This is a genomic window from Salinibacterium sp. 10G20-15, assembly GCF_057365065.1.
Genome location: NZ_CP195118.1, coordinates 1549552 through 1576013, shown reverse-complemented (window position 1 = coordinate 1576013; position 26462 = coordinate 1549552). Strand labels below are relative to the sequence as shown.

Annotated in this window: 23 protein-coding genes; 15 read left to right on the top strand and 8 right to left on the bottom strand. The window is 61.9% G+C overall.

Annotated elements, in window-relative coordinates:
* Positions 1-3: 3 nt before the first annotated feature.
* Positions 4-450: a hypothetical protein gene (locus tag ACR3YK_RS07485; RefSeq protein ID WP_486174297.1), complete on the bottom strand. Its 447-nt coding sequence runs from the start codon at positions 448-450 to the stop codon at positions 4-6.
* A gap of 230 nt (positions 451-680) precedes the next feature.
* Between ACR3YK_RS07485 and ACR3YK_RS07480 the strand changes: the two genes are divergently transcribed.
* The 3 genes from ACR3YK_RS07480 to ACR3YK_RS07470 are packed head-to-tail and all read left to right on the top strand — an operon-like array spanning position 681 to position 3501.
* Positions 681-1298 (top strand): response regulator transcription factor, encoded by a 618-nt coding sequence (locus tag ACR3YK_RS07480; protein ID WP_486174296.1) that lies wholly within the window; start codon positions 681-683, stop codon positions 1296-1298.
* Positions 1295-2506: a sensor histidine kinase gene (locus ACR3YK_RS07475; protein ID WP_486174295.1), complete on the top strand. Its 1212-nt coding sequence runs from the start codon at positions 1295-1297 to the stop codon at positions 2504-2506. The genes ACR3YK_RS07480 and ACR3YK_RS07475 overlap by 4 nt, the downstream gene beginning before the upstream one ends.
* A complete protein-coding gene (locus ACR3YK_RS07470) occupies positions 2503-3501 on the top strand; it encodes a hypothetical protein (protein WP_486174294.1) in 999 nt (332 codons plus the stop codon). The genes ACR3YK_RS07475 and ACR3YK_RS07470 overlap by 4 nt, the downstream gene beginning before the upstream one ends.
* Before the next feature lie 146 nt (positions 3502-3647).
* Here ACR3YK_RS07470 and ACR3YK_RS07465 read toward each other — a convergent pair whose 3' ends face one another.
* The 3 genes from ACR3YK_RS07465 to speB all read right to left on the bottom strand — a co-directional run bounded on the left by ACR3YK_RS07465 (position 3648) and on the right by speB (position 12323).
* Positions 3648-7529, bottom strand: a complete 3882-nt coding sequence (locus ACR3YK_RS07465; protein WP_486174293.1) for a DNA-directed RNA polymerase subunit beta' — start codon at positions 7527-7529, stop codon at positions 3648-3650.
* A 44-nt stretch (positions 7530-7573) separates the two neighbouring features.
* Positions 7574-11098 (bottom strand): DNA-directed RNA polymerase subunit beta, encoded by a 3525-nt coding sequence (gene rpoB / locus ACR3YK_RS07460; protein WP_486174292.1) that lies wholly within the window; start codon positions 11096-11098, stop codon positions 7574-7576.
* A gap of 211 nt (positions 11099-11309) precedes the next feature.
* Positions 11310-12323: an agmatinase gene (gene speB / locus ACR3YK_RS07455; RefSeq protein WP_486174291.1), complete on the bottom strand. Its 1014-nt coding sequence runs from the start codon at positions 12321-12323 to the stop codon at positions 11310-11312.
* Positions 12324-12402: 79 nt separating this feature from the next.
* Here speB and ACR3YK_RS07450 point away from each other — a divergent pair, with 79 nt between their 5' ends.
* The 8 genes from ACR3YK_RS07450 to ACR3YK_RS07415 all read left to right on the top strand — a co-directional run bounded on the left by ACR3YK_RS07450 (position 12403) and on the right by ACR3YK_RS07415 (position 18527).
* Positions 12403-13269: a spermidine synthase gene (locus ACR3YK_RS07450; RefSeq protein ID WP_486174290.1), complete on the top strand. Its 867-nt coding sequence runs from the start codon at positions 12403-12405 to the stop codon at positions 13267-13269.
* A gap of 346 nt (positions 13270-13615) precedes the next feature.
* Positions 13616-14167 carry an alternate-type signal peptide domain-containing protein gene (locus ACR3YK_RS07445; RefSeq protein WP_486174289.1) on the top strand — a complete coding sequence of 184 codons (552 nt, stop codon included), beginning with the start codon at positions 13616-13618 and terminating at the stop codon, positions 14165-14167.
* 92 nt (positions 14168-14259) lie between these two features.
* Entirely contained in the window at positions 14260-14841 is a 582-nt protein-coding gene (locus ACR3YK_RS07440; protein WP_486174288.1) for a TasA family protein, read from the top strand.
* A complete protein-coding gene (locus ACR3YK_RS07435; protein ID WP_486174287.1) occupies positions 14838-15809 on the top strand; it encodes a hypothetical protein in 972 nt (323 codons plus the stop codon). The genes ACR3YK_RS07440 and ACR3YK_RS07435 overlap by 4 nt, the downstream gene beginning before the upstream one ends.
* Positions 15800-16657, top strand: coding sequence for a hypothetical protein (locus ACR3YK_RS07430; protein ID WP_486174286.1), 858 nt, complete (start codon positions 15800-15802; stop codon positions 16655-16657). The genes ACR3YK_RS07435 and ACR3YK_RS07430 overlap by 10 nt, the downstream gene beginning before the upstream one ends.
* The gene (locus tag ACR3YK_RS07425) at positions 16650-17342 is read left to right on the top strand and encodes a signal peptidase I (protein WP_486174285.1); all 693 of its coding nucleotides are present in this window, start codon (positions 16650-16652) and stop codon (positions 17340-17342) included. Before ACR3YK_RS07430 ends, ACR3YK_RS07425 begins: the two co-directional genes overlap by 8 nt.
* A gap of 24 nt (positions 17343-17366) precedes the next feature.
* Positions 17367-17834, top strand: a complete 468-nt coding sequence (locus ACR3YK_RS07420) for a SprT-like domain-containing protein (RefSeq protein ID WP_486174284.1) — start codon at positions 17367-17369, stop codon at positions 17832-17834.
* 54 nt (positions 17835-17888) lie between these two features.
* On the top strand, positions 17889-18527 hold the full coding sequence (locus ACR3YK_RS07415) for a CGNR zinc finger domain-containing protein (protein WP_486174283.1): 639 nt from the start codon (positions 17889-17891) through the stop codon (positions 18525-18527).
* Between the two features lie 24 nt (positions 18528-18551).
* Here the strand turns inward: ACR3YK_RS07415 and ACR3YK_RS07410 are convergent, their stop codons facing one another.
* The 3 genes from ACR3YK_RS07410 to ACR3YK_RS07400 form a co-directional block, all read right to left on the bottom strand.
* Positions 18552-18854, bottom strand: coding sequence for a DUF427 domain-containing protein (locus ACR3YK_RS07410; protein WP_486174282.1), 303 nt, complete (start codon positions 18852-18854; stop codon positions 18552-18554).
* Positions 18855-18939: 85 nt separating this feature from the next.
* Complete coding sequence (locus ACR3YK_RS07405) at positions 18940-19482, bottom strand: 2-phosphosulfolactate phosphatase (RefSeq protein WP_486174281.1); 543 nt, start codon at positions 19480-19482, stop codon at positions 18940-18942.
* 133 nt (positions 19483-19615) lie between these two features.
* A complete protein-coding gene (locus tag ACR3YK_RS07400; RefSeq protein ID WP_486174280.1) occupies positions 19616-20692 on the bottom strand; it encodes an NAD(P)-dependent alcohol dehydrogenase in 1077 nt (358 codons plus the stop codon).
* A gap of 107 nt (positions 20693-20799) precedes the next feature.
* On the opposite strand from ACR3YK_RS07400, the gene ACR3YK_RS07395 reads away from it, so the two are divergent.
* From ACR3YK_RS07395 to ACR3YK_RS07380, 4 genes are all read left to right on the top strand, one after another.
* A complete protein-coding gene (locus ACR3YK_RS07395; RefSeq protein WP_486174279.1) occupies positions 20800-21300 on the top strand; it encodes a hypothetical protein in 501 nt (166 codons plus the stop codon).
* 62 nt (positions 21301-21362) lie between these two features.
* The gene (locus ACR3YK_RS07390) at positions 21363-22358 is read left to right on the top strand and encodes a DNA topoisomerase IB (protein WP_486174278.1); all 996 of its coding nucleotides are present in this window, start codon (positions 21363-21365) and stop codon (positions 22356-22358) included.
* 136 nt (positions 22359-22494) lie between these two features.
* A complete protein-coding gene (locus ACR3YK_RS07385; protein WP_486174277.1) occupies positions 22495-23097 on the top strand; it encodes a DUF1684 domain-containing protein in 603 nt (200 codons plus the stop codon).
* Between the two features lie 295 nt (positions 23098-23392).
* Positions 23393-25123: a DEAD/DEAH box helicase gene (locus ACR3YK_RS07380; protein WP_486174276.1), complete on the top strand. Its 1731-nt coding sequence runs from the start codon at positions 23393-23395 to the stop codon at positions 25121-25123.
* Positions 25124-25868: 745 nt separating this feature from the next.
* Here ACR3YK_RS07380 and ACR3YK_RS07375 read toward each other — a convergent pair.
* Complete coding sequence (locus tag ACR3YK_RS07375) at positions 25869-26408, bottom strand: NUDIX hydrolase family protein (RefSeq protein WP_341619163.1); 540 nt, start codon at positions 26406-26408, stop codon at positions 25869-25871.
* Positions 26409-26462: the final 54 nt, after the last annotated feature.

Sequence of the window (26462 nt, the reverse complement as noted above, 5' to 3'; positions counted from 1 at the left end):
GTTTCAGGAAGCCCATTCGCCGCGAGTCGCAGCATTGAGTGCCAAAGTGATGCTTTTCTCGACGTAGGCATCAAGTCGCGGGAGAGCGCACTCGCTGACGACCCCAGAGATGTCGGGCCCGTGACGATGCGCGCAGGCCTGCACGGTGGAGCGCGATGCTGCAAGGCACGTTGAACACGGTCGCGTCGATCGGGCGTCTTCTCCGCGACAGTGTCGCTCCTCATGAAGCGCGACGGCGAGTTGGAACGTCACGAGTTCCAGCGTCTCCACGAAGGAATGAATGAGATCGTGCGGCCATTCAGCCGTGCGGTCAAACGCGGCAAAGTCAGAGTCACGGCACGCAACGCATCCCTCGTCGGTGCCGGGAGCCGGCTGGCGCCATTCTGAAACGAGCCGGTACCAGCGTTGGAGAGAACAGTCGATGAGGTCATTTACCGCGTGACGGTTCATCAACCCACTCCCCCGAAAGTAACCATGTGACCTAAGCGATCGTCGCACCGAGGGCCAAGTTACGGCAGTCGTCACTATCAATGACACCTGTTTGGGGGACAGACAGAAAGTTCCGGTACATTTATGAGGATGACTGCAAATTCTTGCGGGACGCACCGACCCTGATCCGAACGGGGACACGATTGACACCGCACAATGAATACCCGCCACGCCGCTATCGCGTTGGGCATGTGGATGATCATGAGACCGTGCAGTTGGGCTTCGCATCGCTCCTCGGCAACTGCATCGATGTGGTACTCCACTCTTCCGCCGCACGCGTGCAGGAACTCGATGCTGTCGCCTCCGAACTCGATCTCGTCGTTCTCGATGTGCGGCTTTCCGACGGCAGCAACGTCGAAGACAACGTCGCGTGGCTGCGCGAACGAGGGATCAATGTACTCGTATTTACCGCCGCCGATAACGCCTCGGAAGTTCGCGCCGCTTCTCGTGCCGGAGTGCTCGGAATCGTCCGCAAATCAGAATCTCGTGAAGTGATCATTGATGCCGTTCGTGAAGCTGCCCTCGGTAACCCCGTCGTAACCACAGACTGGGCTGCCGCTCTAGACTCCGACCCTGAACTAGCCGCGGCCGGCTTGAGCCCCAAGGAACAGGAGGTGCTCGCGCACTACGCCTCCGGTGACAAGTCCGTGGCAGTCGCTCACCGAGCGGGGCTTTCGGCAAGCACAGTTGCCGAGTACGTCCGTCGCATTCGCTATAAGTACGCGATGGCCGGTCGCCCTGCCGCGACCAAAGTTGACCTCTACAAGCGAGCCGTTGAAGACGGCATTCTGCCTCCCCCAAGCTCATGAGTTCAGCCAAGAGCGCGAATCCGCGCGCTGGACCACCACACGCGGCCGGCGGTGCCGAACTCGGTGTCGTGCGCACGATGACACTAGTTTTCGCAGCGGCTGCGATGATGTTTCTTGGATTGTCGTTCGGCTCATTCTTTGACGAAGCGGGCTATGTTCTCCCCCATTGGGAGCTCGTAGCGGCAGTTGCGATTTTCGGCACACCCCTGATCATGGCTGCGGTGGCACCGTGGAGCTCTCTGCGGCAACTGCGCATACTTCACGCGGCATATGCGATCATTTTTGCCGTCACGGTAGTGAGCTGGATACCGGCGTTTGTCAACGGACCGATGCCCCCGGAGCTCGCTCCCTGGGTCGTGGGGTTGACGGCCTTGGGCACCACCCCGGCCGCGATCGCGTGGCGCCCGCTTATCGCGTGGCTCTATCTTCTGGCGGCGTCATTCGTCATCGCCCCCATCCGGATCATCGCTGACGGTGGGGCCGATGTCTCGCTCGCCGTGCAGTTTGCCTTCTTCACCATCACGGTCTGCGCAGCCTTCACCGCGGTCGCCACCGTCGCGACGGCTGCCGGTCGTGAAGTCGACGCAGCCACTACCGCTGCGCGTGCCTCCTCTATGCGAGCCGCAGCGCTCACTGCCCGCGGCGAGGAACAGGCGCACCTTGACGCTCTTGTTCACGATGAAGTGATCGCTACGATTTTTGCCGCGGCCGGAGCCGGGCGAAGCGACTCCGGCTCCACTCGAGCGCAAGCCGCGCGCACGATCGCCCGCCTCAGCGAATTGAGCGACGCCACCGCCAGCGTTCCCGAGCTCATCCACGTCGACTACTTCGTGCAAGGACTTGCATCGTCCATCGCAGAAACGTCAGATGCCGCAGCACTCGTGGTTCACGGCTCCCGGCGGCCGCCACTGCCATCATCGATCGCAAGCGCCCTCATCGAAGCGACAGTCGAAGCGCTGCGCAATAGCGTGGTGCACGCCGGGAATGCTGCCGTCGCCCGAGAGGTGCGTCTCAGCCTGAGTACTGAGGGAGTCGAGATCGTGGTGAACGACGACGGCAAAGGGTTCGACCCCGCTGCCGTTCCGGCCAACCGTCTCGGCATCGTTGTGAGCATCCTCGGTCGCGTTAACGCACTTCCTGGTGCCAGCGCTACAGTGTCCTCCGCACCCGATCACGGCACCCGCGTCACGGTGGGATGGTTCGAATGATCAGCAACTTGCCACCGCGAGCACGGCTCGATCTGCCACAGATTACCGGTCGTGGCGCCCACATTCTGATGTGGATCTATTTCGTCACCATCTCGGCACTCGCTTTGCTGTCGCTCGACGACGTCAAATCTCCCCTTCCCGTCTATATCTCTATCGGGCTCTTCGCGACAGTGTGGTTCATTCTGACGAACGACACGCGCCCTCGAGTCGGTATCGGCGCCAGCCTCTACGTGATCGTGACGAGCGTGGCCGTGACCGCAATCTCCTCCAGTAACGCGATAGTAGGAGGCTTTTCCCAGTGGTACGTGGGGGTCGGCGCACTCGCGATGTTCTACCTCTGCCTTCGGCGGCGGAATCTTCTGGCATGGCTCGGCTTCAGCCTGATGGGCGGCGTGGTGATCCTGTGGGGGTTCTCCACCGAGGATCGCCTGCTCGAAGCAATCGTGCTCGTCGCACGCCAAGCCCCGTTCGTGTTGGTAGGGTCACTGTTCACGCTGGGGATGGAGCGCACACGTCAGCGGCTTGACGGCATCCACAACGTCGAGACAGCTCGCGCAGCTGCCGAAGCGGCCGCTCTTGCGCGAACGGCTGAACGCTCTCGTCGGCTCGCAGCACTCGACGCTGCTGTGGGCGCGCAGTTGAAGCGCATCGCCGATGGTGATGAGCTCACCGATGACGACCGGGCCGAGCTTGTGATCGCTGAAGCGCGACTTCGCGACAGCCTTCGCGCCCGCCAGCTCGATCTCCCTGAGGTCGTCGCTGCGGTGCAACGCGCTCGGCGTCGTGGAATCACGGTCGTGCTGCTCGATGATCGTTATCCGCTGCCGCTGCCGAGTGGCGCGCTTTCTTCCGTCACGGAGGCTGCCGTTCGCGTTCTTGACACCGCCTCGGCTGGAACTGTCACAATTCGCTTGCTTCCTGCGGGACGTCCACTGCTCGCCACGATGGTTGCCGACGATGATGAATACTCTCGCTTCGAGATCCCTGCGCCATAGCTGACGTCGTGCGATGTGCCGCGGGCGTGGTGATGTTCGTGTAGTAAACCTAGCCGTGCCGCACGGGCGAGGCGCAATGACGAAGGGCCCCCGTCACAATGACGAGGGCCCTTCGTGGTATCGCCCGGAGGCGATGCCGGGATTACTTAGTTGTAGGTTCCCGGCGTGGAGTCATTCGAGCTGAAGCTGTCGAAGTCGACGAAGCTCAAGTCGCTCTCAGTGAGGCTTGCATCATCAGCGAAGATGCGGTTGGGGTACCGTTCGGCTTTCGCCTCTTCCGTTGCCTCGACCGATACATCGCGGTAGCGAGCCAATCCCGTACCAGCCGGGATGAGCTTACCGATGATGACGTTCTCCTTAAGTCCCATGAGCGGGTCGGACTTGCCTTCCATGGCCGCCTGCGTAAGAACGCGGGTGGTCTCCTGGAACGACGCAGCCGACAGCCACGACTCGGTCGCCAGCGAAGCCTTGGTGATACCCAAGATCTCCTGACGAGCGGATGCCGTTGCCTTACCCTCGGTGAGAACACCGCGGTTGAGTTCGTTGTACTTCGAACGGTCGACCAGCTCACCCGGGAGGAGACCGGTGTCACCGTGGTCAACAACAGTCACCTTGCGGAGCATCTGACGAACGATGACCTCAATGTGCTTGTCGTGAATCGGCACACCCTGCGAGCGGTAAACGCCCTGCACACCGTCGACGAGGTGCTGCTGCACGGCACGAACACCGCGAACGCGAAGAACTTCCTTCGGGTCAACGTTTCCGACGTGAAGCTGCTGTCCAAGCTCAACGTGCTCGCCGTCCTCAACGAGGAGGGTCGCACGACGCAATACCGGGTAGGCGATGGGCTCGTCACCGTTATCGGGCGTGAGGATCAGCTTGCGGCTGCGGTCGGTGTCTTCGATCGTGACGCGACCAGCGGCTTCTGCGATGGGGCTTGCACCCTTAGGGGTACGAGCTTCGAAGAGTTCCGTAACGCGGGGAAGACCCTGCGTAATGTCGTCTGCCGAAGCAACACCACCGGTGTGGAAGGTACGCATGGTCAGCTGGGTACCGGGCTCACCGATCGACTGTGCGGCGATAATTCCGACAGCCTCACCGATGTCAACGAGCAGACCGGTTGCGAGCGAGCGGCCGTAGCAGACGGCACACACACCAACAGCGGACTCACACGTAAGCACCGAACGAACCTTGATGCTGTGAACACCGGCTGCAACGAGCTTCTCGAGCAGAACGTCTCCGACGTCTGCACCAGCAGCAGCGACTACATCGCCCTTGTCGTTGGTGGCATCCGCAGCGAGGCTGCGAGCGTAGACCGAGTTCTCAACGTTGTCGTCAAGGACCCACTTGCCATCAGCGTTCTGCGTTGCGATGGGCATGTCCAGTCCCTTGCGGGTGCCACAGTCGTTTTCACGAATGATGACATCCTGCGACACGTCGACGAGTCGACGCGTGAGGTATCCGGAGTCTGCAGTACGCAGTGCGGTGTCGGCCAGTCCCTTACGAGCACCGTGAGTCGAGATGAAGTACTCGGCTACGGTCAGGCCTTCCTTGTAGGAGTGAACGATCGGGCGAGGGATAATCTCACCCTTCGGGTTCGATACCAGACCACGCATACCGGCGATCTGACGAACCTGCATCCAGTTACCACGAGCACCAGACGACACCATGCGGTTGATGTTGTTGTCGGTGCGGAAGTTGGACTGCATCGCAGTCGCTACTTCTGCGGTTGCCTTGTTCCAGATCTCGATGAGCTCCTGACGACGCTCAGCGTCGGTCGTGAGTCCCTTCTCGAACTGGCCCTGGACCTTTGCGGCCAACTTCTCGTAGCGGCCGATGATCTCCGGCTTGGTCGGCGGGGTCACGATGTCAGACAGCGCAACCGTTACACCCGAGCGAGTAGCCCAGTGGAATCCAGCATCCTTGATCGCGTCAAGAGCTGCGGCAACATCGACCTTCACATACCGCTCGGCGAGGTCGTTGACGATGGCCGAAATCTGGCCCTTGTCCGCGAGTGCTTCGACGTACGGGTAGTCCTTCGGAAGCGCCTCGTTGAAGAGCGCGCGACCGAGGGTCGTTTCCATGAGCTTGGACTGACCCTGAACGAAGCCCTCAGGAGCATCTTCCTCAGCGAGGTAGACGTTGTCGAGGCGCAAACGGATCTTGGCGTTGAGGTCGAGCGAGTGCTGGTCGAACGCGAAGATTGCTTCAGCAACCGACGAGAACGCACGGCCTTCGCCGACTGCACCCTCCGTGAGCGTGGTCAGGTGGTGCAGACCGATGATCATGTCCTGTGTGGGCAGGGTCACCGGACGACCGTCAGACGGCTTGAGGATGTTGTTGCTGGCGAGCATAAGCACGCGAGCTTCAGCCTGTGCCTCTACCGACAACGGAAGGTGAACAGCCATCTGGTCACCGTCGAAGTCAGCGTTGAAAGCCGCACAAACGAGGGGGTGAAGCTGAATAGCCTTACCCTCAACGAGCTGAGGTTCGAATGCCTGGATACCCAAACGGTGCAGGGTTGGTGCACGGTTCAGCAGCACGGGGCGCTCACGAATGATCTCTTCGAGTACATCCCACACCTGCGGACGTGCACGCTCAACCATGCGCTTGGCGCTCTTGATGTTCTGCGCGTGGCTCAAGTCGATCAGGCGCTTGATAACAAACGGCTTGAACAGCTCGAGAGCCATCTGCTTGGGAAGACCACACTGGTGCAGCTTGAGCTGCGGTCCAACGATGATGACCGAACGACCGGAGTAGTCAACGCGCTTTCCGAGCAGGTTCTGGCGGAAACGACCCTGCTTACCCTTGAGCATGTCGCTCAAGGACTTGAGGGCACGGTTACCAGTACCGGTGACGGGGCGACCACGACGACCGTTGTCGAACAGGGCGTCAACGGCTTCCTGAAGCATGCGCTTCTCGTTGTTGACGATGATCTCGGGAGCACCGAGGTCAAGGAGACGACGCAGACGGTTGTTGCGGTTGATCACACGACGGTAGAGGTCGTTGAGGTCGGAAGTCGCGAAGCGGCCACCATCCAACTGAACCATCGGGCGAAGCTCCGGAGGAATAACCGGAACAACATCGAGAACCATCGCGGCCGGCGAGTTGCCAGTCTGCAGGAACGAGTTGACTACACGCAGGCGCTTGATGGCGCGGATCTTCTTTTGACCCTTGCCATTAGCGATCTGGTCGTGCAGTTCAACGCTCTCGAGCGCGAGGTCGAAGGACTCAAGACGCTTCTTGATCGCTTCGGCACCCATGAATGCTTCGAAGTAGCTACCGAAACGGTCCTGCAGTTCCTGGAAGACGGAGTCTTCAGGCTTCAGGTCGCCAACCTTGAGGGTGCGGAAGTCTTCCCACACGCGCTCAAGCTGAGCAATCTGCTCATCAATCGACTTACGCAGCTGAGACATTTCCTTCTCAGCAGCATCCTTGACGCGGCGCTTCTGGTCGGCCTTCGCTCCCTCTTCTTCAAGAGCGGCGAGGTCTTCCTCGAACTTGGTCAGGCGGTCAGCGATGCGAGAATCGCGCTGTCCCTCAAGCGTCTTGATTTCGAGACGGATCTCGTTCTCAAGCGCGGGGAGGTCAGCGTGACGGCCCTCTTCGTCAACCGAAATGATCATGTATGCAGCGAAGTAGATGACCTTTTCGAGGTCCTTCGGTGCCATATCAAGCAGGTAACCGAGACGGCTCGGAACACCCTTGAAGTACCAGATGTGAGTAACCGGAGCGGCGAGCTCAATGTGGCCCATGCGCTCACGGCGCACAGCCGACTTAGTTACTTCAACACCACAGCGCTCACAAACGATGCCCTTAAAGCGCACTCGCTTGTACTTGCCACAGGAGCACTCCCAGTCGCGCGAAGGCCCGAAGATCTGTTCGCCGAACAGACCATCTTTCTCCGGCTTGAGGGTGCGGTAGTTAATGGTCTCTGGCTTTTTTACCTCACCGTGCGACCAGCGACGAATGTCGTCGGCGGTAGCGAGACCGATTTTGATTTCATCAAACGCGTGAACGTCGAGCAATTTATCTTCTCTCTTCGAAAGTTCTGCAGTCGTAATCGGTCGGGTTAGATCTCGTCAACAGACGAGGATTCGAACCGCGCGGAAATGTTGATGCCCAACTCTTCCGCGGCACGGAACGCTTCATCGTCCGAGTCGCGCAGGTTGACCGTTGAGCCGTCCGCCGAAAGAACTTCGACGTTGAGGCACAGCGACTGCATTTCCTTGATGAGCACCTTGAAGCTCTCGGGGATACCCGGCTCCTGGATGTTCTCGCCCTTAACAATGGCTTCGTACACCTTGACGCGACCGAGGATGTCGTCCGACTTGATTGTCAGAAGTTCCTGCAGTGCGTAGGCGGCACCATAAGCCTCGAGCGCCCACACTTCCATCTCACCGAAGCGCTGTCCACCGAACTGAGCCTTACCACCGAGTGGCTGCTGAGTAATCATGGAGTACGGTCCGGTTGAACGAGCGTGAATCTTGTCGTCAACGAGGTGGTGCAGCTTGAGGATGTACATGTAACCGACCGAGATGGGAGCGGGGAAAGGCTCTCCCGAACGACCATCGAACAGGCGGGTCTTACCCGTGTGGTCGATGAGCCGCTCGCCGTCGCGAGTAGGTGTCGTGGAGTCGAGAAGACCCGCGATTTCCTCTTCGTACGCACCGTCGAATACCGGGGTAGCAACCTTGGTTCCGGGGGCAGCGCTGAATGCTTCCTCCGGAAGGTTCTTTGCCCACTCCGGCTTGCCTTCAACTTCCCAGCCCTGCTTTGCAACCCAACCGAGGTGGGTTTCGAGGACCTGACCGAAGTTCATTCGACCGGGGATACCGAGGGGGTTCAGGATGATGTCAACCGGGGTTCCATCGGCCAAGAACGGCATGTCTTCGACAGGCAGAATCTTGGAGATAACACCCTTGTTGCCGTGACGACCAGCGAGCTTGTCACCTTCGGTGATCTTGCGCTTCTGGGCGATGTACACCACAACACGCTGGTTAACGCCCGAACCAAGCTCGTCATCGTTGTCTGCGGAGAATTCCTTGACAGCAATGATCGTGCCCTGCTCACCGTGGGGAACCTTCAGCGAAGTGTCGCGAACTTCGCGGCTCTTCTCGTTGAAGATGGCACGGAGCAAGCGCTCTTCAGCCGAAAGCTCGGTCTCGCCCTTAGGCGTGACCTTTCCGACGAGGATGTCGCCGGGGCGAACCTCTGCACCGATACGGATGATTCCGCGCTCGTCGAGGTCAGCCAAGAGTTCGGGGCTAACGTTCGGCAGATCACGCGTGATCTCTTCCTTGCCGAGCTTGGTGTCGCGAGCATCCACTTCGTACTCTTCGATGTGGATTGACGACAGTACGTCATCCTTGACCAGGTTCTGGCTCAGGATGATCGCATCCTCGAAGTTGTGGCCCTCCCACGGCATGAATGCCACGAGCAGGTTCTTTCCGAGGGCAAGCTCGCCGTTCTCCGTTGCGGGACCATCAGCGATGACCTGACCAACTTCGACACGCTCACCGGCGCTGACAATAACGCGGTGGTTGTAGCTCGTGCCCTGGTTGGAGCGGTCGAACTTGCGCAGGAAGTACTCCTGCGTTCCACCCTCATCGAGCTGAACGACAACGACGTCTGCAGACACCTCAGAAACTACACCGGCCTTGAGCGCGGTAACGACATCGCCGGAGTCGATGGCAGCGAAGGCTTCCATACCGGTTCCGACCAGCGGGCTCTCGCTGCGCAGCAGCGGCACAGCCTGACGCTGCATGTTGGCACCCATGAGTGCGCGGTTCGCGTCGTCGTGCTCAAGGAAGGGGATGATCGAGGTCGCTACCGACACCATCTGGCGCGGCGAGACATCCATGTAGGCAATGTCTTCAGCGGGAACGAGGTCGACCTCGCCACCCTTCTTGCGCGCAAGAACGCGAGGCTCAGCGAACTTCATGTCCTTCGTGAGCGGGGCGTTTGCCTGCGCAACGATGAAGTCATCTTCCTCACTTGCCGTGAGGTAGTCGATGGTCGTCGAAACAACACCGTCGATCAAACGACGGTACGGCGTCTCGATGAAACCAAACGCGTTGATGCGCGCGAACGATGCGAGCGAACCAATCAGACCAATGTTGGGGCCTTCAGGAGTCTCAATCGGGCACATACGGCCGTAGTGAGAGGGGTGAACGTCTCGAACCTCAACACCAGCGCGCTCACGGCTCAGACCACCAGGGCCCAGCGCCGAAAGGCGACGCTTGTGGGTCAGACCCGCGAGCGGGTTGTTCTGGTCCATGAACTGCGAGAGCTGGCTCGTACCGAAGAACTCCTTGATCGCAGCGACGACGGGGCGCACGTTGATCAGAGTTTGCGGCGTGATGGCTTCGATGTCCTGCGTAGTCATGCGTTCACGGACAACACGTTCCATACGGCTGAGACCGGTACGAACCTGATTCTGGATGAGCTCACCCACCGCACGAATACGACGGTTGCCGAAGTGGTCAATGTCATCTACGTCGAGACGGATGTCGACCTGCTGGCCATCACGCACACCCTTGATGCTGGCCGCGCCGCTGTCACTCACTGCAACGTTGGGAGCCGTGGTGTCGTGGAGCGACACCATGTACTTGATGGTGGCAATGATGTCTTCAACGGTGAGAACCGACTCTTTGATGTCGGTGTCGAGACCAAGCTTGCGGTTGATCTTGTAACGACCGACCTTCGCGAGGTCGTAACGCTTGGCGTTGAAGTAGAAGTTGTCGAGAAGCGCGCGTGCGGCTTCTGCAGCGACCTGCTCGCCCGGACGGAGCTTGCGGTAGATGTCCTTGAGCGCCTCTTCCTTGGTGAGGATGTTGTCCTTCTCCAAGGTGGCCTCGATCGACGGGAAGCCCTTGAACTCCTCGAGAATCTCTTCGCTGGAGAGGCCGAGGGCCTTCAAGAAGACCGTGACCGACTGCTTGCGCTTGCGGTCGATGCGAACGCCGACCTGATCGCGCTTGTCGATCTCGAACTCAAGCCACGCACCGCGGCTCGGGATGATGCGAGCCGAGTAGATGTCCTTGTCGGAGAGCTTCTCAGGCTGGCGGTCGAAGTAAACACCGGGAGAGCGAACGAGCTGAGAAACAACAACACGTTCGGTTCCGTTAATGATGAAGGTTCCGCGAGCCGTCATGAGCGGGAAGTCACCCATGAAGACGGTCTGAGTCTTGATCTCACCGGTGAGGTGGTTCATGAACTCGGCGTTCACGTACAGGGGCGCAGCAAAGGTCTTGCCACGTTCCTTGCACTCATCAATGGAGTACTTCGGCTCTTCGAGCTCAGGGTCGGTGAACGACAATTGCATCGTCTCGCCGAGGTCTTCGATCGGCGAGATCTCTTCAAAGATTTCGTCGAGACCACTGCGCGACGGCAGATCGGTGCGGCCAGCGGCAACACCATCCGCTATACGCGTTTTCCAGCTGTCGTTTCCGACAAGCCAGTCAAAGCTCTCGGTCTGCAGTGCGAGCAGATCGGGAACAGTGAGTGTGTCAGTAATTTTAGCGAAAGAAAGCCGCGAAGCTGCGCGGCCATTCTTTGGGGACTTATTGGTGGACGCATCGCGCGCAGCAGCCAAGGAACAACCTCCGTGAACCCCGTCGGGTTCGTCTGTCAAGATGATTGACGGTCGGTAATGAAATGCTCACCAGAATCACCCCGCCGCTATACTCGGGGCACCCAGCTGTCCGCAATATGACTGCTTAATTTGTCTGGGAGCGCAAGGATCCACTATAAGCCGCTTTGCCGCGCCGTGTCCACCCGATTCTTGACCAAATTCGCAAATTCGACTAGGGGTTTGCTGTGAGTCCCGCGTTCCGCTTCTTGGCGGCCATGGCTCCGAAGGCCTCCCAGATGAGCCGATGGGCGTTGTTTACCGTGATGTCGGCGTGGTCATAGGCCGGCGCAACCTCCATGACATCGAAACCCACAACATCCGTTTCGAGCACAATTTGGCGGATTATGCGCAGCAGATCGATGGGCGCGAAGCCCCCCGGCTCGGGAGTTCCGGTTGCCGGCGCAAAGCCGGGATCGAGTACGTCGATGTCGATGGAGATGTACACCTTGGATGCTCGAGCCTTCGCCGCAGCGATGATCTCCGGGATCATCTCCTTGACGCCGCGCTCCCAAAACTCCTGCATCATGAAGTGCTTGAGACCGTTATCGCGCATCCACTTCTGGTCTTCTTCTCCCGGCCAGTAGCCGCGCAAGCCGACCTGTAAGAAGTTGGGGCCCGGGATGGCGCCCGACTCGATGAGACGACGCATCGGGGTACCGTGGCTGGCCAGGTTGCCCTCGAGAATGTTCGCGGTGTCAGCGTGCGCATCGAAATGGATCATCACCACATTGCCGAAGCCGTGATGCTCGGCAACCGCTGTTGCGGCCGGCCACGTAATCGAGTGGTCGCCACCAATGATGAACGGAACGATGCCACGGCTGGCGACCTGCGAGACGCGCTCGTGAATCGCGGCCTTTGAAAACTCCCACATTCCGTGACTCGTGACGGCATCCCCGTAATCGACGACGTCGAGGTGGTCGAAGATCTCGACGCCGAGGTCGAGGTGATACGTGCCGGGGTCGTAGGCGCTGGCACGCAAAGCACGCGGGCCGAAGCGAGCACCCGGGCGGTTGGTGGTGCTGTCATCCCACGGAGCACCAACGACCGCGACATCCGGTTGCCACGAATCAAGCTGCTCCGGCTCGCTCAGCATCGGTCGCATTCCGAAGGTTGCCGGCCCCACATAGGACTGGGCGTTCAATTGCGCCTTGAGGTGGGGAGGAAGTTCGCGGTTCGCATCAGCCATGCTTCACCGTACCGCTCAGCGGTTCTGGAGCCCGCGAGCGCGGCTGCATGTCTGCACGGAGTGTGGCAAAGTCAATGCCATGGCCGAGCATCCCAGCACCACCCTGAAATTGAGCGGCCACTTTGCCGAGATCGCCCCTGACCGTTGGCAGGATGGCGCCTTCACCCTCACCGTGGACGGCACCCCTCAATCGCACGTCAACATGGACGACCCGAGCCAGCTGTTCTTCGAGTACGTACAGCGCATGGGCCACGTCATTGACCAGCTCTCGGAGCCCGGCGCGCCCATCACCGCCATTCACCTGGGCGGTGGCGCCCTGACCCTTCCCCGCTACGTTGAGGCCACGCGCCCCGGCTCACGCCAACAGGTCGTCGAGCTGGAGTCGGATCTCGTGGACTTTGTTCGTGCTGAGCTTCCGTGGTCGAAGCGGGCATCCATCCGCGTTCGCCACGGTGATGCTCGCGAGGTGCTGGCAAAGTTCCCGGCCGGGATGCGCGGAGCCGTCGATCTTCTCGTCGTAGACGTCTTCAGCGGCGCCCGCACTCCCGCTCACGTCACCAGCGTCGAGTTCTATGAGGAAGCCATGACGCTCCTTGCGCCCGAAGGCGTTGTCGTCGTGAACGTTGCCGACGGTCCCGGGCTCGCATTTGCGCGCAGCCAGGCCGCAACCCTTAAGCACACGGTTGGCCATGTAGCGGCTCTTGCCGAGACTCAGATTCTCAAAGGTCGCCGTTTTGGCAACATTGTGCTTGTCGGGTCGCCTTCCGCACTTCCCCTGCACTGGATGCCGCGGCTGCTTGCCGGCGGCCCGCACCCCTCCAAGGTGGTCGCCGGTGTCGAACTTGTGGACTTCATTGGCAGCTCTCCGGTGGTCACAGACGCCACTGCGGTGAAATCTCCACCCCCCTCCAAAAATATTTTTCAGGTCAAACCGGGTAGAGGATAGACAGATCTGTCCCGTTGTACCCCGATTTTTCTGAGACTTTCGGGGTACAAACGATGTACCCCTTTGGCTTGTTTCTGGCAACATCCGCGTAAAATCGGGGTATTTCGTCCCCCAAATGCGCTCTTCTAGTCCCCCATGGTGCGGACACAACCTGCCCCCCACTACTGGGGACTGTCCTCCATAGTGCGGACAAGTAGATTCGATTTAGAAGTTGAGAGCGAGACCCGAACCTCGCGACTACTCATCCCGAGATGCAGGAACCCGAAACCAGCAGACAGCTTCTTGAATCCCGATAACCCGAACCACACTCATCCCGGCCTGCTCCGCTGCGCCGCGAAAGGAAATCATGAACAAGCTCGTAAAAGGCTCCATCGCAGGTGCAGCAGGAATCGCTCTTCTCCTCGGTGGTGCCGGAACGCTCGCCACCTGGAACTCTGTCGCTACCGTGAGCGCACCGGGGACCATCTCGGCGGGAACACTGAGCATCGCCGCAGCAACCGGAAGCAACGACGGCTGGAAGCTCGGGAACGCGGCCACTGTTTCATCGCCCGCTGGTTTCAAAATCGTTCCCGGTGACACCGTGACCTACACCAAGACCTTCAACGTCACCGCAACCGGAGACAACCTGACCGCAACCGCAGCACTCGGCACGCTCGCCATCACGGCCGCCAGCTCGAGCAGCGCCGACACCGCACTGGCCGCAGCACTCACCAAGTCGGCAACCTTCACCGTCAACGGCGCAGCAACCTCGACCGTGAGCCCCGCAGCCGGAACGCAGCCCGTTGTTGTCAGCGTCACCATCACGTACCCGAAGAGCACCAACGCCGGAGCCGAGAACGGTTCCAAGCTGGGTGCCGTATCGCTGAGCGACTTCACCATCACGCTCACGCAGAACTAGTTTTACCCTGCTGGGTGTGCGGTCTGGGGGGACGCGCACCCAGCAATCCTCTTCACAGTAAGTAGTTTTCTCTCATCGAAAGGCGGTGCACCATGAACTCTTCGACAGTTCGCGGATCGCACCGCCTTGACATGGTTAACGCCCGTCACCAGCGCCGCTCAGCATCGCTTTTCACCGCGTTCGGCGGGGGGACCCTTGGCGCAATCAAAGCACTGGCCGTTCTCACCATCGCTATCTCGCTCGGGCTCGTTGGCACCGGCGGCACCTACGCCTACCTCAACTCGTCTGCCACCGCGACTCCTGGCTCGACCATCAGCGCTGGCACCGCCGCCCTGACCGTCGGAAACCAGTCGCTCAATTGGACTGCGCTTGCTCCGGGCAAATCAGTCACCGGCACGTTCACCATCACCAACACCGGTGACGTGCCCCTCGTACTTTCCGCAGCAATCGCAGCAACGGCAACCGGTTCATCGACCACGAACCCGTTCACCATCTCGGTAGCCAACAACGCGTGCCCCAGCTCGGGAGTTCCCACGGGAACCCTGAACAGCACGCTCGCCGCTGGCGCCTCCACGAGTGCCTGCCTCGTCGTCACTCTTCCCGCCAACGCGCCCGCGAGCGCGCAGTCAACGAACGTCGCCATCACCGCCACAATCTCTGGAGTTCAGCCGTGAGCCGCATCGCAGAGCGCACGGCGGCTCAGGGCTACCGCGGCATGAAGCGCTCCACGCGCGTCTCGATCATCGCGGGCATAGCCGTATTTCTCACGCTCGTTTCTGGCGTGAGCTTCGCCGCCTGGACCGCGTCGTCCACGAAGACCGCCACCGCCGCCACCGGCGCGGTCGCATTGACGACCGCGACCGCCAGTGGCGCCGCCACCATCAGCACCCTCGGTCCTCACACCTACACGGCCACCAACCAGACCGTCACGAAGCCCATCACCGTGCGCAATACCGGTAGCGTCGAAGCGTCAATCACGAGCGTCACCATTTCTCGCAGCGGAACTCTCGCGGGCAACCAAGTTGCCGTGAAGTTCTGGGTGGGCACGAGCTCCGCCTGTGCCGCCACCACGCCAGTTGTCTCAACGACTCTGGGCGGCGGCACTGTGTCGTTGGGCACCCTCAACATGACCCTCGCGTCTACGAACAGTGCGATTCTGTGCGCCTCCACAACTTTCACGGGTTCTATGACGACTCAAGCGGGCCGCGCCACCACGGCCACATTCGCGATCAACGCGAGCGCGGGAACAAACTGGAACGCCACTGACGTGATGAGCGCTGCAAACCGGACGTTCACTCAAGACGTCGAAGCCGCTCCACAGATCGGCGCCCCGACCAACATGCAGTGCACAACTCGTTCGATTTACTGGGGCGCTTGGTACGAAGCCCAAGTATCCTGGACTGCGCCGACCAGCAATTCTGGAACCCTCAGCTATGAGGTGTACTTCGACAATGGATCGGGCCCCACCCTCTTGGGGACGACCTCGTCCACATCGGCCACGATTACTCGGTCATTGGTCTCGAGTAGTGGCGACATCACAGTTCGCGCGGTGCTCAACGGCACGACGCAGTCCGACCCCTCCGCCGCCGTCGCTGTGCAATTGGCAAATGGCTGGTACGCCACTGGTGTCGCATGCGGTTAGGACTTCGCCGGGCATCCGGCATCGCCACCGCCGCGCTTCTCAGCCTCATACTCGGCGCCACGCCCGCAAGCGCTGCGACGGGCGTCGGCGTCGTCGAACTGAGTGACGACGGAGTGAACTTCGCCCGCACTTACCCGGGCGCGGTCTTCGACAGCATCGCGCTGCTGAGCCCGGGCGACAGCCAGACCGAAACCATCTACGTGCGCAACACCGGCACTGCTGCGGGCTACCTCCGCATCACCATGCGCGACGTGTCATTCTCGGATGCTCGCTACGCCGATGCGCTCACTGTGACGACCAGCACTCCGAGCAATGCTGGCGCCGCCCAGGCGATCAGTGGCGCCTCGCCCTGCCTCGTCACCACCGAAGGAGTGCTCGTCGCTGCCGGGCAGACCGTTCCCGTCACGGCAAACCTGGCACTCGGCAACTTGACCGGCACTCAGGGGCAAGGGGCTACGGCATCCATTTCGCTTCGCTTCACACTCTCGGACACTACCCCCGGCAGCGCGCCTGCAACGCACTGTGGCAACACCGGATCGACGGTTCCGCTTGTGCCTAACGTTCCGGGCTCCACAGCCACGACGACAGACACCACCGCCGACGGAGTCGGAAACACGTCGGCGCTGCCGATTCCCACACCGAGCCCGAGCCCCGCGATGACTGACGACAGTACCGATACGGCAAGCGGACTCACCCCGACATTCCCCACGGGATTCACACTCGACCCCAACTCGTGGCGGCTCTACCAGGAGTACCTTGTACTCATCCTGTTCTTGGCCGCACTGGTCGGTGCAGGCATCTCGTGGATCGCTGGCCGTCGCACACGAAAGGAAGCAGACGATGTCTAATCTGACTACTCGTGCAGCCGCTCGCTCTGCCGCCAGTGCCGACGAAGAAAAGTCTCACGGCATTCTTTATTACCTCGGCATGGGGATCAGCGGCGGACTCTTTGCGCTCGTTCTCCTCGTTGGCGCTCTCGTAATCATTGTGCCGAACCTCGCCGGCGCGATGCCACTGACCGTCCTCACGAGCTCGATGGAACCGGGACTACCCCCGGGAACGCTCATAGTGGTCAAACCCATAGAAACCGAAAAGATTGCGGTGGGCGACGTCATTACCTACCAGATCGAATCAGGTAAGCCCGGAGTCATCACGCACCGCGTCACCGGCATCACCAACTCCAGCGACGGCAGCCGCACCTTCACGTTGAAGGGCGACAACAACGACGTCGCCGACGAATTACAAGTACTGCCCGTTCAGGTGCAGGGCAAGCTCTGGTACAGCGTTCCGTGGATCGGTTATGTGAGCAATTTCGTCAACGGCAGCGCTAAAGCGTGGCTTGTTCCGATCATCGCCATCGCCCTGTTCGTGTACGCCGGCTTCATGATCACCAGCGGAATCATCTCCGGCGCCCGCAAGCGCAAGCGTCGCCGGGCTCGTGCTCAGCGTGAAGCCGAGCGTGCAGCATCCATCGAAGCGGCTACAGCAGTGGATGCCGTCGAACCGGTCGACAACCGCGTGCGGTTGGGCTAGCGATTCATCGATTAGCCTCGACAGGTGGCTGAACTTTTCCGAGTGCGCGTGTGGGCTGATGCCCTCATTCGATTGCACTTGGATGACAGTTGGCACTTCACCTTCGACAACGCCAAAACCCGGGCCGGGCTCTGCAACTACACGCACAAGCGCATTTCGGTGTCGCGGTATTTGGCTGCGCGGTATGAGGATGACGAGATTCATCAAATCCTGCTGCACGAGATCGCGCATGCGATGGCTGGCCCCGGTGCTGGGCACGGAGCGCAGTGGAAGGCCGTAGCGAAAGAGCTCGGCTATGAGGGTAAGCGGCTGCACGGCGGTGCAATCGCCGATGAGTTCGCACCCTGGGTAGGCACGTGCCCCGCCGGCCACAAGCACTACCGCTATCGCAAGCCAACGCGCGTGCTCGCGTGCGGGCTGTGTTCTCGCAGGTTCAGCACGGCCAATCGCATCGACTGGGTGCACCGGGTGGTGTCGCGACCGCGCGGCTAGGCGGTCGCTCACTGCTGGTCACCGGGGTGTCTCGTAACCGGCGATAATGGTTAGGTGCCACATCCCGAAACCACAACTCCTACTGTCACGCCCACAACGGACAACGCCGGTGGCGCAACCGGCCAGTGGTTCACGTCTCGCTCTTCACGTCAGTGGTGGTTTGATTCGGGTGCGCGTGCGCTCGACTTTGCGTACACGGGCGCCATGGGCGACAACCCCGCGTGGGAGCGACTGAACACTCCCGCCGATTTGGCGACGTGGCTCGAGGGCCGCTTTGAAGCCTGCGACGGCACGGTCACCGATCGCGATCTGACCGACGCCAAGGGGCTGCGCGACGCTATTGCGTCGATTGCCACCGCGCTCAGCGTGAACGGCACTCCCGATTCCCGCCAGGTCGACATCATCAACCTCTTTGCCGCGACTCCGGATGTTCCGCCCCGGCTGGCCGGCGGAAGCCTGCAGGCCGGTCGCACCCGCGTTCGCACCGGTCAGGCGCTCGCAACCATGGCGCGCGAAGCCGTCTTCCTCTTTGGCGAAGAACAGCACGAACGCATTCGTGAATGTGCTGCGGATGACTGCGCGCTGGTCTTCTACGACGAGTCACGCTCGAACAACCGCCGCTGGTGCTCGATGCAACGCTGCGGCAACCGCGCAAAAGTGCGCAGCCACCGTGCTCGCAATGCGGCACGCTAACTGCGCACAAAAGACAGTCGTCGATTAGTCGACGAACTGAACCTCTTTCCAGAAGGTGACGTAGTTGGAGAAGTCCTTGCCGACGCGCTCTGCAGCGCCCGGGAGGAGGTTCGGGTAGCTGAACGCACGGTCCTGGTACTTCTGGCCGTTGGCGCTGACAACAAAGTACTGGCAGTCACCCTTCCACGGGCAGTGGTACGGGGTGGGGCTCTTCTCGAGCAGTTCGTGGTTCACGCTGGCCGGCGGGAAGTACCAGTTGCCCTCAATCTTGAGGAGATCTTCCTGGGGTGCTTCTGCGATGACGGTGTCGCCGATTACTGCCTTCATACTGTCCTCCGTTGAGTCGATGTCGTGAGTCAATGACAGGTAGCTCAGTCAGTGACTATTCGGTTCAACGCTCACGGCGCGAGGGTCATTCCCGAACGAGTTGCCGACTGTGCTGAACGATGGCAAAACTGGCTGCGGAATTGCTGGCAATGGCCGCATCGAGGGCGCCGCGTCCGGCATCCTGAATCAACTGCTGGCCCGCGGTGCTCGCCGACAGCAAGTGGTTGTGAGCAGACTTGAGGCCCGTGAAAGCGGCAACAGCGGATGCCGCTTCCGGAGAAATGTAGTCAATGCCCGCATCGGCGAGAGTATCCACGATCGCCCCCGCCGCCAGGAGGTCGTCGACGGCGAACCCGCCGTCCGCGTTTCCGGCAGCGATGACGGCGACGGTGAAGCGGTCACCTTTGAGTTCTTGTTGCGCGATAACCCACTCGGCGACGGCCGTGGCTGCCCCGGTGCCGGCGCTGAGAACCGAGAGTTCTCCGGGCAGCTCGGGGGCGGGCGTGGAACCGTCGGCCAGAGCATCCGCCCACACGACGACGTCGGCGCCGTCGCTCAACTCGTGCGCTTGAGCGCGACCGAAGCCAAAGCGGACCTGGTACTGGGGTTGGGTGCGGGGATCGTTCACTTCTTGAGGCTAAAGCGCGGGTGCGCGGGCGTCATCTTCGGTTACCAAATGTGACAGCGCCTGACTGCCCGGGCCACGAGAAGTCAGCCGTGGCGCGGGAGATCATGTTCCGCAGTACGGCCGCACAGCGGCGCTAGGAGGCTCTGCCGGGAGCCCCGTCCGCAGCCTCGCTATCGGCTCCGCCCGGCACGATCGCGACCTTGCCCCGTCCGTGGCTGGACGCAATCTGATCGATGGCGTCTACGACTCCGTCGAGCCCCACGACGCGTTCGATTGCGGGAACAAGCTCGCCGGAAGCGAGCAGCTCGGCAAGGTAGCTGAGATCCTCGGGAGTCGGCGCGGCGGTGAACTGGTGGAACGTGACATCCGACTTCCTGAAGGCGCGGGCCATGCGCATGAGGTGGAAGACGGGGCCGACCCACCGGTTGCTCATGGGACCGCTAACGCCCACGAAGCGCGCGCCGGGAGCCAGGATGGTGCGCATGTCGTCGGCGGTTCGGTTACCCATGAGGTCGAAGACGACGTCGTACTGGCCGCCGACTTCGATGTAGTCCTCGGTTTCGTAGTCAACGACGCAGGTCGCGCCGAGAGCGAGCGACTGTTCGGTGTTGCGGCCACTGCAGACGGCGGTGATGTCGCTGGCACCGAGGATGCGCGCGAGCTGAACTGCGAAAGTGCCGACCCCACCCGCGGCCCCGTTGATGAGCACCCGATCGCCGGGTTGAACCGCGCCCTTGGTCCGCAGCCCCTGAAGCGCGGTGAGAGCTGCGACCGGAGTTGCTCCCGCTGCCACGAAATCGATGCCGGGCGGCAGGGTGACAAAATGCTTGGCTGTGACGGCGGCGTACTCGGCGAAGGCTCCGCCGTTTGCCTCACCAAACACAGCGTCTCCGATCGCAAAGCCGGTAACCCCGTCACCGACGGCAACGACGCGCCCCGTGACATCCGCCCCCGGAGTCAGCCGCTTCGGCTTACGCAACCCCATGACGAGTCGCACAAATAGCGGGGTGCCACTGAGCAAACGCCAGTCGAGCGCATTGGCCGAGGAGCCCAAGACCTGCACGAGAAGCATGCCGGGGCCCGCCGTGGGCGTCGGGAGCGTCTCGATCGCGAGAACGTCGGTGTCGCCATAGCGCCGCGACGTTACCGCGGTCATCGTCTCGGGAATGGCCGGTGCGGGGCTCGGGCTGGTGTGCGGAGGAATAGACATCGGGGCTCCTGCCGAATCGGTGCATCCAGTGTAGGGTTCGTGCCGATTTTTGGCGCGCTTCGGGTTCCACTCTGGATTCCTGAATCAGACAGGAGGACACTAGAGGCATGCGCGTGCTGCTGAAGTTCGAACTCGATTGTGCCCCCGACGACGCTTGGCGCGCCATCCGCAGCCCGCACGTTTTTCAAGAGGTATCGGCACCGCTCTCGACTTTCACCTCGTTGGAAGTTGGCGGCTTTCCGGAGCTGTGGCAAGCGGGCGAGCATCCGGTGCGCATGGCTGCTGCGGGGCTGTTCCCGGTGGGCCAACAAGTGATCGATGTGTCATTCCCGGATGCCCCTGACGGCGTGCGCATCATGCGTGACAGCGGCCGCGGACTCAGTGGTCCCCTCGCTCTTGTCACGCACTGGGAACACTCCATGGCGATCAGCGCCGCCCCCGGAGGTGGGACCCTCTACCGCGACCAGCTCATCTTCAGCGCGGGACTTCTCACTCCCCTCCTGTGGCCGCTCTACTGGGCGTTTTGGCAGTGGCGCGGTGCGGCTCTGCGCCGTCTGGCTCCGTCGTGGAGTTGGGGCACAACGAGAAGAAGTAATCTCAACCTTTAGGTTGACCGTTCTGGCTTCAGCCGTCGGCGTGAGCCGAATCGCAGGGGCGAAAGGAACACGCGGTGCCTCGACTGCGGCGGAGCAATACATCAGGGCGCGGTTACTCGCGCAAGCGATCAGGCAAGGGCTTCAGCTATAGCGACCCTGCCGGCGCGACGGTCACCGATGCCGCCCTCAAGTCGCGGTTTGCGTCGCTCGGCATTCCTCCCGCCTGGACCGAAGTGTGGATCTGCCCCTACGAGAACGGTCACATTCTCGCGACCGGGTTCGATGAGGCGGGTCGCCGCCAGTACATTTACCACCCGGCCTGGCGCGAACGTCAAGACCGCGTGAAGTTCGACCGCGCTCTCGAACTTGCCGCCGTGTTGCCCGGCGCTCGCGGCGTCGTCACCCGCACCTTGCGCTCGAGCGAAGACCCTCGTGAGCGCACTCTTGCCGCAGCCTTTCGGATGCTCGACACCGGCTCCTTGCGGGTTGGCAGCGAGCGCTATGCCGAAGAACACGGCAGTCACGGCCTCTCCACTCTCCTGTGCGATCACGTCACCGTGGTCGGCGATCGCGTGCAACTCTGCTTTCCCGCCAAGAGCGGTCAACAGTGGGAGAGCGAAATTGTGGATGCCGACCTCGCCGAGTTCATTCGACGCCGCCTGCGCAGTGCTCCCGACGCTTCGGTTCTCTCCTGGCGGGAAGGCCGCGAGCGCCGCTCCCTCACCGCAGCGGACATCAACGACTACGTTCGCGAACGCACGGGCGGTGACTTCACGGCCAAGGACTTTCGCACGCTACGCGGCACAATTGCGGCGGCATCAAGTCTGGCAGTGAGCGCAGCCGCTGCTGATGTGGCAGTGAAAAAACTGAGCCAGCGGGCACGATCGCGCGCTATTCGCGTGGCGATGGAAGCGGCAGCCGAGGTGCTTGGCAATACCCCCGCCATCGCTAAGAAGAGCTACGTTGACCCGCGCATCGTTGACCTGTTCTCTGCCGGCGAGACGATCAACCCGCAGCGGCTCGCCTCGGCCGAGAGTGAAGTGCGGGCGCTGCTCTCGCGCGACAGGTAGCGGCCTGTTGGCTGCGCGTTTCGAAGGGGCGGGGTTTGCGCTGGCGGGGTTTGCGCTGGCGCGTTTCGCGCGGGCGGATGCTGAAGGCGAGCGCCGCACCAAGCTCGCTGTCGGCTGCGCGGGTTAGCCTGAAGCTATGACCGCTCTTGACGTAGCCGACTGGCGCCGCCGCAACTTTGCTCTCTACGCCGCTATCCGCGAGAATCCGGATGCCGCGAGCGCCCACGCCGACTGGCGTGCGGCACGGGATGAGATGTTCGCCACGCATCCAGCTTCGCCGCTATTGCCGGAGGACCTGCGCGGCTTTAAGGGGCTGCCGTTTGAGTCGTACAATCCCGACTGGCGTTTCGAAGCATCCATTGTTCCGGGCGACGGTCGCCGCATGAACGTGGAGACAGGAACGGATGGCGTTGTGCCGTTCGACCTGCTTGGCACGGTCGAGATTGACTCGGTTGGCTCGCTCGATGTGTGGCGCTTGGCGTCGTATGGCGGCGGAATTTTTATCCCCGTGAAGGATGCTCTCTCTCGAGTGAAGGGCGGAACCTACGGTGGTGGCCGCTACCTTCTCGACACCGTCAAGGGTGCCGATCTTGGGCCGGGCAGCACGCCCGAGTCGCTCGTGCTCGACTTCAACTTTGCGTACAACCCTTCGTGCGCCTACGACCCCGCTTGGGCCTGCCCGCTCGCGCAGGCCGGGAACACTCTGGCTGTGCAAGTGCCGGTAGGCGAGCGCTACTAGGGGCATAACTGCTACGCTGGGGGAACTTGCGAAACAATTATGTTTCCCTGCGTCGTAGAACGCTTCCCTCTTCTCGCCCACGTCAATCAGAAACGTGAGGCTCGTAGATAACTTTCTCCGGCGAACTGGAGTAATCCGCGCCGAACGAAAGTTCGAGATCTGACCTGTGTGCCGCATCCGTGCGAAACGCCAGATTGGGTCGGTGTAGATCAGCACTGCCACGTTCAATGTGAACGGTGTGTGCGCCTCCGGTGTAACGCCCATCTGTTACTTATGCCCGAAAGGCACCACCGTTGTGACTGAACAAACTTTTAGCTCGCTTGGCGTACCCGCCCCTCTCGTTGCTGCACTTGCAGCCGATGGCAAGACCACGCCGTTCCCCATCCAACTCGACACCCTTCCCGACACCCTCAATGGCCGCGACGTACTCGGTCGCGGAAAGACGGGCTCGGGCAAGACCCTCGCCTTCTCGCTGCCCATGGTTGCTCGCCTCGGCGGCAAGCTCTCGGGTGGCAAGCGCCGCTCGGGTCGCCCTCTGGGTCTCGTACTCGCACCGACCCGTGAGCTCGCCACGCAGATCTCTGCTGTTATCGAACCTCTCGCTGCGGCCTACGGCCTCAACACCACCACGATCTTCGGTGGCGTCAGCCAGAACCGCCAGGTTGCGGCCCTCAAGGCCGGCGTCGACATCGTCGTTGCTTGCCCCGGTCGCCTCGAAGACCTCATGAAGCAGGGCTTCGTGAGCCTCGACGCCATCGAGATCACCGTGCTTGACGAGGCCGACCACATGGCCGACCTTGGCTTCTTGCCCGTCGTGACCCGCATCCTCGACAAGACCCCCAGCAGCGGACAGCGCCTACTGTTCAGCGCCACCCTCGACAACGGTGTAGACAAGCTGGTTCGCCGCTTCCTCCACAACGAGGTATTGCACTCGGTTGACGAAGCGACTTCGCACGTCTCCGCCATGACTCACCACGTGTTCGAGACCGAAAGCGTCGAATCCAAGCGCGTTCTCGTTGAGAAGCTTGCTTCGGGCACCGGCCGCCGCATCCTCTTCATGCGCACCAAGCACCACGCCAAGAAGCTGGCACGCCAGTTGACGGATGCCGGAATCCCCGCCGTTGACCTGCACGGAAACCTCTCGCAGGTCGCCCGCGACCGCAACCTCGCTGCATTCTCCGCTGGCGACGTGAAGGTGCTTGTCGCTACTGACGTAGCGGCGCGCGGCGTGCACGTTGACAACATTGAGCTGGTCATCCACGTTGACCCGCCCGCCGAGCACAAGGCCTACCTGCACCGCAGTGGCCGTACCGCTCGTGCTGGTGAAGAGGGCGACGTTGTGACGATCGTTCTTCCCGCCCAGCGCAAAGACACCGCAGCGCTGTTGCGTAAGGCCGCCATCACGGTGACCCCGCAGCACGTCAACGCCAAGTCAGAAGCCGTCGTGGCCCTGACCGGCGAGGTAGCTGAATATGTGAAGCCTGCTCCTCGTGCAGCAGCTCCCGCCCGTGGCCAGTCGCAGGGTGGACGCTCGCAGGGCGCAAACGCCCAGCGCAAGCGTTCGCGTCGCGGTGGCGAAGGTGCCGGATTCTACGAAGGCGAACGCGATGGTGCCCGTGAGGGTGGCCGTGGTGGCGCCGGAGGTCGTGGCGGTGCTGGTGGCCGTGGCGGTGCCGGTGGCCGTGGCGGCAGCGGTGGTCGTGGCGGCCGTAACGGTGCAGCACGCGATGGCGCCCGTGACGGCGCTCGTGATGGCGCTCGTGATGGCCAGCCTCGCGGCGGCGCTCGCGGCGCAGCTCGTGGTGGACAGCAGCGTAACGACCGTCAAGGCTCCGGCCGTGGCGCCGTTGTCGCCGGTTCCGGTGCAAGCGAACAGCGTTCAACTCACCAACCTCGCCAGCAGCAATCCGAAGCTCCCTCGCGTCCGCGCGGCGGCAAGGGTCGCGCTCAGGCCGGCAACGGCGGACCCGTTCGCGTAGGCCAGGTCGTTCGACCTAACCGTCGCGCATCGAGCAGCGGGCGCTAGGCTCCAGTTCTTCCGGGTGCGCGTGAGCGTGTCGGCGATCTCGCGCAGGCGTGCCGCAGGGCACGCGCAGGCGTGTCGGCGAGCGCGCGTATGCGTGCCGCAGTTTTACCGTCAAGGGCGGCGAGTCACCCCCAGCAGCCCTGGGGTGGGGTTCGTCGCCCTTCGGCATTTAAGGGCGTGCTCGCTGAGTGGTCGGCTGGGCGCCCGAGTCCTTGAGCGCCCGGGCGGCCAGCTCGCTGTTCGAATACCCCGCCGGCCAAACAGCCTGCCTGATCACCATTCGAAAATTCAGGAAATTCGGTTTCGACCAGCGTTCACGGGCCCGAGTGTGCCCGGATTTCGGGGCATCCAAGCTGGCAGCCCACGCGCGCACATCAGATTTCCTGAATTTCCAACGTTGTGCAGCTCCAGTCCCACCCGCAGACGCGCAATGCGCCGCAGCAGCAACGGCCTACGCACGGGGCTGGGGCTTAGGCACACAGGCACAGGCACAGGCACGAGCTCAGGCACAGCGCACCACACGCGGCGCACAACGACTCGCCGACCGCGAGCGCGGTCACGCTGCACGAGCGCGGTCACGCTGCCCTTCGGAAATTCAGGAAACTCTGTTGAACCATCAGTGTTCACGGCATCGCTCCCGCAGAGTTCTGCGCTTTTTCCGCGCCCGCGCGCGAACCCGCGAACGGATTTCCTGAATTTCCAAAGCTTGCCCGCAGTAGACAGACGGGCAGGAGCTAGCTAGCGCCTACGGCAGCACTCCGACGGAAGCGAGGGCCGCGCGCAGTAGCGCTCCGCGGCCACCTTCCATGTCTGCGGTGACGTCGTCGGATACCGCGGCGGCGGGGCTCAACCAGGTGAGCTCGAGCGCATCCTGACGCGGTTCGCACGTACCGGTGACCGGAACGACGTAGGCCATCGAGACGGCGTGCTGGCGGGGGTCCGTGAACTGGCTGTCGCCGGGCCACGGGAAGTATTCGGCGACCATGAACGGGGTCGGGCTTGCCGGCAGGAGCGGGAAGGCCATGGGGCCCAGATCCTTTTCCAGATGACGGAACAGAGCATCGCGCAACGTCTCGCCAAACATGACGCGGCCCGAGACGAGCGTGCGGGTGATCTCACCACTGTTGCCGCGCACCAGAGTGCCGACCTCAATGACGCGACCCAGCCCATCCACGCGCACGGGAACAGCCTCGACATAGAGCAGCGGCAGTCGCCTGCGGGTCTCCGCAAGCTCTTCATCTGATAGCCAAGACGAGTTGGGGTCTGGTGTGCCGACGGAGCTCATGCTCCATTGTCACCTATCGCGCGGGCTTGGCGTGCACGATGTCGCCGAGCGGAT

Coding starts and splice junctions, on each gene's coding strand:
- ACR3YK_RS07485 (WP_486174297.1), bottom strand. CDS start 450: ATGAACCGTCACGCGGTAAATGACCTCATCGACTGTTCTCTCCAACGC.
- ACR3YK_RS07475 (WP_486174295.1), top strand. CDS start 1,295: ATGAGTTCAGCCAAGAGCGCGAATCCGCGCGCTGGACCACCACACGCG.
- ACR3YK_RS07470 (WP_486174294.1), top strand. CDS start 2,503: ATGATCAGCAACTTGCCACCGCGAGCACGGCTCGATCTGCCACAGATT.
- speB (WP_486174291.1), bottom strand. CDS start 12,323: ATGGCTGATGCGAACCGCGAACTTCCTCCCCACCTCAAGGCGCAATTG.
- ACR3YK_RS07450 (WP_486174290.1), top strand. CDS start 12,403: ATGGCCGAGCATCCCAGCACCACCCTGAAATTGAGCGGCCACTTTGCC.
- ACR3YK_RS07445 (WP_486174289.1), top strand. CDS start 13,616: ATGAACAAGCTCGTAAAAGGCTCCATCGCAGGTGCAGCAGGAATCGCT.
- ACR3YK_RS07440 (WP_486174288.1), top strand. CDS start 14,260: ATGAACTCTTCGACAGTTCGCGGATCGCACCGCCTTGACATGGTTAAC.
- ACR3YK_RS07430 (WP_486174286.1), top strand. CDS start 15,800: ATGCGGTTAGGACTTCGCCGGGCATCCGGCATCGCCACCGCCGCGCTT.
- ACR3YK_RS07425 (WP_486174285.1), top strand. CDS start 16,650: ATGTCTAATCTGACTACTCGTGCAGCCGCTCGCTCTGCCGCCAGTGCC.
- ACR3YK_RS07410 (WP_486174282.1), bottom strand. CDS start 18,854: ATGAAGGCAGTAATCGGCGACACCGTCATCGCAGAAGCACCCCAGGAA.
- ACR3YK_RS07400 (WP_486174280.1), bottom strand. CDS start 20,692: ATGTCTATTCCTCCGCACACCAGCCCGAGCCCCGCACCGGCCATTCCC.
- ACR3YK_RS07395 (WP_486174279.1), top strand. CDS start 20,800: ATGCGCGTGCTGCTGAAGTTCGAACTCGATTGTGCCCCCGACGACGCT.
- ACR3YK_RS07385 (WP_486174277.1), top strand. CDS start 22,495: ATGACCGCTCTTGACGTAGCCGACTGGCGCCGCCGCAACTTTGCTCTC.
- ACR3YK_RS07375 (WP_341619163.1), bottom strand. CDS start 26,408: ATGAGCTCCGTCGGCACACCAGACCCCAACTCGTCTTGGCTATCAGAT.